This window comes from Ktedonobacterales bacterium (assembly GCA_036557285.1).
In the GTDB taxonomy this organism is placed as follows: domain Bacteria; phylum Chloroflexota; class Ktedonobacteria; order Ktedonobacterales; family DATBGS01; genus DATBHW01.
On the sequence record DATBHW010000026.1, the window covers coordinates 1 to 7,136 of the forward strand.

The following is a 7,136-nucleotide window of genomic DNA, read 5'->3' on the forward strand; positions in this document are numbered from 1 at the left end:
AACGCAGGCGTTCATCCTGCGTTCTACCGCTCCTCTGGCTCACTGACGTAAGCGTCTGCTCTGCCTAGTGGGCAAGCACCTGGACGTTGGCCCAATCCAGATCAGAGAGCAGATCCAGCGCCGTGGGGTTGAAGCCTTGAATGTACGTCTTAATACGCCAGATACCCTTTGGCTGGATATAGGGAATCCACGCGCAGTCATTCACCAGTTGCTGCTCAGCCTGGTTATAGAGGCTCATCCGCTTGGTGGGGTCTTGCTCTATATCTGCCTGGCTCATCAGCTTCCAGGCAGTGTAGCCTTTCCCATCCTGATAGTTGGAAGCGTTGTAGGGAGACCCCTTGGAGAATTGCAGACTCAGCCAGTCCTGCGGATCAGGGTAGTCGGCGCTCCAGCCAAGCATCCACATCTGCAAAGCGCCGTCGTGGTTGCCAACAGTGGTGCCCAGAACCGCTGTTACCAGATCATGGAACGTCATCCCCTTGAGATTGACTGTGATCCCGGGGAGAATAGTTTGCCACATGGCTTGGAGCGCCTGTGCTATTCGCACCGTGTCGGTGCTTTCATTCGTGTAGGCCAGATCGACAGACAGATTGCCATTATCATCCGGGTTGCGGGCGTAATAATCGTTGAGCAGTTTTTTGGCTGTATCGGGGTCTCCTGTGACGGTGCGTGAATTGATGCCTGGCGCCGTCAGGGCTGTGTAAAAGCCGGGCATACCCTGTGGGATGATATGGTTGGTGGGATAGGCTGAGCCGTTGAGGACACGGTCGGCAATCAATTGTTTGTTGATGGCAAGCGCAAAAGCCTGGCGAACGTCCACGTCATCAAATGGTGGGGAGCCTTGATTGAGGCCAATATAGCTGGTCTGGAGGAGGCCAATTTCATGAAAGTCTTCCTGATCTCTGGCCGCCTGATATTCCTGGGAAGGCACCTCGCTATAATCGTACTTCCCTTGCCGATACCCACTGTACGCATCAACCGGATCGGCTACATAGGGGCGAACGATCTCTTTGAGGGTGATCTTTGGACCAAACCAGTATGGGTTCGGGACCAGGGTGAGTTTCGTGTCCTCATAGGATTTGATGATAAAGGGGCCGCTGCTGCCGCCCTCATCCAGGTGCGTGGTCCAGTCTTTGTGCTGTGGATAATTGTTGCCATATTGATCGACGAGCTTTTTTTCCACCGGGAAGGCGGTGGGGTACGTCAATGCTTCGAGAAAGTAGGCCACAGGTTGATCTAATTTAATCACCAGTGTCTGCGCATCTGGAACCAGCAAACCGACGTCCAACAGCGTTGGAATGGCTCCGCTGAGCCGATCACTGGCGCCTTTGATGTTACTCAGATAGATGCCGGCGGGAGGGCTGCCCTTGCAGTTTGGCCCCGAAACCGGAACACAGATGTTTGGATCGAGCGCACGGTTAATACTGTAGGCGAAATCTTGCGCGGTGAGCGGCGCACCATCGCTGAAGTGCAGGTCGGGTCTCAAGTGGAAGGTATAGGTCCGACCATCAGGGCTGATTTCCCAGGCGGTTGCCAGATCGGGAATGACATTGAGGCTGCGGTCGGTCGTCACCAGCCCTGAGTAGATGGCATTGGTGACGGTGGCGGAATAGAGGTCTGTTACGTTGGCCGGATCGAGGACGAGCCTGTTAAAGTTTGCTACGTGAATAAGGGGCCAGGTAAAGACTTGATTGGCATCGAGTTGACTTGCGCTTCCGTTGCTTGGGCCGCAGCCCACCAATAGCATTGCCAGCAGTGCCAGGAGGCCAAAGAAAAGTTGACCCCGATGAATGCCTGCCCGTGTAAGTGTTTGCATCCTTTTCGCTCCGCCTATGAAGATCAATAAGCCGCCAGACGTGTTCTTGCTTGTGTATCTGGCGGCTTATTCTACTAGCAGAGCTGTGAATTGTCAATTTCAACAGCCCAAACGGGCTATTTGCCTCTCCTGCCAGGTGAATGACGATGAGCGTCTGTTCTATGCGCTTGTCCGCAGCACCACCTTCAGGATATGGGTCTCCTTGGGGCGGCGCGCAGCGGCACGTACACCAACCGAGAGGAGCGTCTCCCCTTCGTTTTGCAGATGCGGCGGCAGGGCCAGGTACTCTTCGGCGGCTGCCTGGGCGAGCAGGAGCGTATGGCCCTGGTCACTACTGGTATCCCCCTGACAGGCCACAGAGGCAATAGTTGCCACAAGACCCCGTGCCGGGTGGCCGAGTTGGAGATAGCGGCGCGCCGATACCTGGGCAGACTGCTCATCTTCAGCCTCAAGCTGCTGCTCCAATGAGCGCAGCAATACGGGAGCCAGAATACCACCAACCAGGCTGCCTGCGCTTGACCTGGTGGGAGCGGTCGTTTGGGAGGCTTCAATCTGCTCCACGTCGCGCAGCGAGTTGACAGCAGCAGCGGCGATGAAAAGGATGGGCAGCACTTCAATATCCTGAATCTGAGATACCGCCGTGCGCGCGGCGCTGGCAACCAGCAGGCCATGCGCGGCGCGCGTGACGGCGGCTGCATCACTCTCAGGGGTATTCAAGAAGCGGCGCGCGGCGGCCAGCACAATGGCTGAGCCAACCGCATGCCCCCTGGCGCCATCCTTCAGGGCTGTCAGGACTGCTGCCCAGGTTTCCTCAAGTGTGCCTTGCAGGATGGACCGAAGTATCTCTGGCCCGGCGGCTGCATCGTTGGCCGGGGCCAGGCGCGTGCGCAGGGGCTTCAAATCGTGGGCTGGATGACTCAGGAAGGCATGGGCTTCGGCCAGGAAAGGGGCATCGGGGAGCGTGCTTGCCAGGTGCGGAGCCAGCCAGGATATAAATGGCGGCAGCTTATCGGCCCAACCGGCCATATCAAGAACCTGGCTGGAGCGATGGGTGAAGATCAAGATGTGGCCGTCAGCAGTATAGTGTTCGGTGATGGCGCGGTAAACGTTCGTCAGATAGGAGCGATAATCGGTGCCGGTAGCATAATAACCTAACAGAAGCTGCATCGTTTTATGAGCCTGTCCGGCGCATACCGCTTCACGCAGCGCGCCATCCATGCCCTGGGGATGGGTAATATTGGCGGGAAAGAGTGGCTCTGGCAGCGCCGGTTGAGTCCGTTCTCCGGCCTTGACGGCGGGAGCAGCGAAGGACAACGCCTGCGTCAATGGCAATGCAGGGCCAAGCACGCGGCGCTCTTCATCATCTGCTTCGCCGCTGGCCGGGATGTAACGCATCCAATCGGCAATATGCCCGGCAGCGGCAAGCGTGCAGAGTTGATGGCCTTCTGTATCGCCCCAGGCGGCAGGAACGCCCGCGTTCCCGATGATGAAGAAGGGTGAGACTTTTCTACGCAGCAGGTGGACAACCTCCCGCGCAATATGGTCGGCTCTGGCGCTGGCAACCGCATCAATCAATGGCGCGTAATCGGTGGTATGTTTCACAGACACTGGAACAATCTACCTCCATTATGAGAATAACCCTGTGTTCAAATATCAGGCATCGGTGGTGAGCGCACGAATATCGCGTTCAATCTGCGGGATTTCAGCATATTGCTCATAGAGCAGTTTATTAGCGCGTTCCAGGTACAGCTTTGCCAGCTTCAAGCCTCGTTCGTTCGGCTCCAGAGCAGCCTTAATGAGTTCGCTTGCCTTGTATTTTTCGGGGAGCGGCTCGGCAGTGCGCCGGAGCTTTTGCTCGGTTTCGCGCAGTAAGCGCGCGTCTTTTCCTTCCAATGCGTAGCGGGCTGTGCCGATGAGCTTTGCCAGTTCCTCCAGCCGGTCCCGCTCGGAAAGGCCGCCGCTCAACAGCGCCTCCACATCCAGATCGTCGAGCGGCATATCTCTGATCTGCTCGCGGTGAGGTGCTGATTCCAATTGAGCGAGCGAAGCATTGGCGTAGTTCATATACAAACTGGCGTAGGCTTCGCCTGCTTCGGCAGGCAAAGTGAAGCGGGTGGTTTCATCATCGGGGCTGACGCTGGAGCTGATCTCACAGAGATCGTCACCACGCAGCTCAGCGAGACGCTCTAGCTGGTCCAGACTGTCGGTCTCCTCCAGCATCGGGGGGATAGGCACATAATTCAAGCCCGCAGCTTCGCGTAAGCCTTCTGCGGGCATCTGGGCAGCCAGGATGGGTGGGATGAACTTCCCAATGGAAAACCGAATAGGGAGCACGATACAATAGACGGCAAGCACGCGCTGCGGGTTGGCGCTGCTGCGAGCAAACAGGATTGCGTGACCCCTGGGCGCCTGGGCGTCCCCTTGCAAGAAGCGCAGTTGCATGGTGTTACCCTCCAGGGGGGCGCAGGTTTGATGGTAATGGTCCTCTGCCATGCCCCCCGATCTGCCTGGGAGAACCTGAGAAATGCGCTGGCGTAGTGATGCCAGTTGTCATGAATTTTTCTCTCGTGCGTTGCTCTGCTTTGGAAAGAAACTCTCCTCTCAAGCCTATGATACGGCGGCTGGAGCAGAGATGCAACCTTGTAGACAAGGAGGCGCGATGTTTGGTTCTGGCGCGCGCCCTTAACGCGCCAGAAACGCTTATTTGAGCCGCTTGCGCAGGTCGCTAATTCTTCGAGCCAGGCTTTTATTTTGTTCCTGCTGCTCTTTGGTCAGGTTGCTGCCTTTCGTCGTAATATGCTCTTCAAATATTTTTAGTTGTGCGGCCAGTTCAGCGGCGCCTGCCCGCGAGGCAAACGACTCTGCCAGCGCGCGGGCGCGTTCATCTCTGCCTGTGCGCAGGTTGCTCAATATCGTATCGCTGTAAAGATTGAGCCAACGTCGCAAGAAGGCGGCCCGATCATCCGCCAAGGCTAAATGCGGCATGGTGCGCTCGATTCGATCAATGGCCGCATCGAAGGCGGGCGTGGATTCCTCCACCTGCTGCTGAGCGACCAGAACGCTGGCATGCCCATAGAGAGCCTGGGCTTCTCCAAGCGGTTGTTCGGCGGCGCGATAGAGTTCTGCCGCTTCGGCAAAGGCTTGCAAAGCGGGGCCATAGTTGCTCAGCCCACGCTGCGCCAGACCGATACCGATCAAGGCGCCTCCGTGAGCGTCGGCATCGCCAACATCTCGGAAGCGCGGCAGCATCTCCTGGAAGCGCTCCAGCGCCTCGTCCCAGAGTTCGCGGCGCAGCATGACGCTGGCGAGGCCCGTGTTCGCCAGTCCTTCACTGATACGTTCTTCTGCGGCGCGGGCCACCGTTCCAGCCTCATGATAGTGCGCTGCGGCGGCCTCGATCTGGTCCTGTTCAAGCTCGACCTGCGCCAGATCCAACAACGCCTCGGCCTCCACCGCCGACGCGATGACTTTCTGCGCGGCCAGGCGAGTAGTTGTAAAAGCGGCTGCCGCTTCCTGAAGGCGTCCTCTACTCATCAGGATTTCGGCCTGAAGCAAGAGCGCCTGCGCCCAACTCACCTGGCCGCTGCTGCTTGCCAGCCGCTCAACGAGCTTGTTAGCCTGGGCAGCGGCCTCGTCCAGATGGGCGCGCTCCATTTCCAGACGCGCCAGGCCAAGCTGAGCCTCAGCCTGGCCCAGCAGGTATGCTGCCTCCTCAAAGTGCTGGTCAGCATCCCGATAGGATGTTTCAGCTTGCGTTACCTGTCCGCGCTGGTGAGCAATCGCGCCTAACCCCAGCATGGCCGCTGCCTCGCCAAGTGTATATTCCATGTCCTGGGCGATCTGGCGCGCTTCGCTGAAGGTGTCGCGGGCGCGATCAAGCTGAGTGCGGCGGCGCAGCGCCTCGGCTAATCCAAGAGTTGCTTCGGCCAGGCCGGGGCGGTATTTGACGGCTTTATAGGTGCGCGTGGCGCGCTCGAAAACGGCTTGCGCCTGATAGAGCTGTCCACGTCGCATGTGGACTTCGCCAAGGATGCGGTTGCTATCGGCTTCACCCTGGCCGCTGCGGGCAGTGCGATAGATTTCAGCGGCGCGCTCTGCGCTTGCCAGCGCCTGGTCAGGTCGTCCCCGCTCCATCGAAAGGGCGGCCAGCCCCAAAAACACATCGGCGCTGCCAAGCGCATATTCAAGCTCACTGGCGCTTTGCGCGGCCTGGCTGAAAAGCTGCGCGGCCTCATCCAATTGCCCAGCCTGGAGGTAACAGCGCGCCAGGCCCAGCCGGGTGTCAACTGTGCCAAAGCTATCTTGCCCCCGCTCGGAAATTTCCAGCGCCTCCTGATAGCGCGCGCTGGCCTCATCGAAATGGCGCTGCTGCCGCAGCATATCGCCTTCGCCGCGCAGCGCGTCTGCCCGCCCCAATTGGTCATTGATCTGCTGGTAGGTGCGTCCAGCGTCGCCATAATAGCTCCTGGCTTGCTTGAGATGCCCGCGCCCGCGTTCAATATGTCCAAGCGCGAGGAGCGCGCTGGCCTGGCCTGTCGGCTGACTCTGCTGCTCGAAAAGGCGCGCGGCGCGCTCGTAGCAGCCGCGTGCCCGGTCGTTTTGGCTGCGCAGGCGTTCAATATGTCCCAAGGCCAGCGTGGCATTTGCCTCCAGAGTCGGCTGGCGCGCCTCCTGGGCAAAACGAATGGCTCGTTCATAACTGGAAGCCGCCTGATCGAATGCCCCGTTCTGCCGCTGCGCCTCCCCCATTACAGTACGGCATTCGGCCAGCCTGGCAATATCGTTGAGCTGGCGGAAGAGTGTTTCTGCCTGGAGCAATGCCTCCATTGCCGCATCAATGCGCCCCTCACTACTGGCAGAGATGCCGCGTTGTAAGTAACGCTCGGCCTCTGCTCTGGTCTTATCCTCTATCACCTGAGGTCTCCTGTGATTGTACCTGATGAGCCGTAATCTATCCGTATAGCGTTGTGTGCCTGCAATTGTGATACCAGACCTCATTGTAGTCTTCAGGGCGGCAAGAAGTCAAAAAAAGAGGGTTTCGATCTTTGCGCAACCGGCGACGAGAAATCTTCGCTCGTCTGCTTGACCGTCAAGCGGAAACTATGCTATACTAGTTACGCAAAGGGGCGCGAGGACACGAGATGAGTAGTGATAACAGATGGCGCTGCTCGTTTCTCTTGGCACTCGACAACCAAATAGCCAGAATCTTTCGGGGTGTAGCGCAGTCGGCTAGCGCGCAGCGTTCGGGACGCTGAGGTCGGAGGTTCAAGTCCTCTCACCCCGACCAGATGACCCCCGCGCCTTCCTGGCAGCGATAGGT

The 7,136-nt window shown here is 58.5% G+C and carries 4 protein-coding genes and 1 tRNA gene; 1 reads left to right on the plus strand and 4 read right to left on the minus strand.

All coding sequences use genetic code 11. The annotated features are described in order from the left end of the window. Window positions 1-64: 64 nt before the first annotated feature. The 4 genes from VH599_08470 to VH599_08485 form a co-directional block, all read right to left on the minus strand. Window positions 65-1,816, minus strand: a complete 1,752-nt coding sequence (locus VH599_08470; GenBank protein ID HEY7348337.1) for a peptide ABC transporter substrate-binding protein — start codon at window positions 1,814-1,816, stop codon at window positions 65-67. Window positions 1,817-1,975: 159 nt separating this feature from the next. Next, on the minus strand, window positions 1,976-3,424 hold the full coding sequence (locus tag VH599_08475) for a hypothetical protein (GenBank protein HEY7348338.1): 1,449 nt from the start codon (window positions 3,422-3,424) through the stop codon (window positions 1,976-1,978). Window positions 3,425-3,469: 45 nt separating this feature from the next. Next, window positions 3,470-4,309 carry a hypothetical protein gene (locus tag VH599_08480; GenBank protein HEY7348339.1) on the minus strand — a complete coding sequence of 280 codons (840 nt, stop codon included), beginning with the start codon at window positions 4,307-4,309 and terminating at the stop codon, window positions 3,470-3,472. A 207-nt stretch (window positions 4,310-4,516) separates the two neighbouring features. Next, entirely contained in the window at window positions 4,517-6,730 is a 2,214-nt protein-coding gene (locus VH599_08485) for a tetratricopeptide repeat protein (protein ID HEY7348340.1), read from the minus strand. A gap of 296 nt (window positions 6,731-7,026) precedes the next feature. Here VH599_08485 and VH599_08490 point away from each other — a divergent pair. Beyond that, window positions 7,027-7,103, plus strand: a tRNA-Pro gene (locus VH599_08490). Window positions 7,104-7,136: the final 33 nt, after the last annotated feature.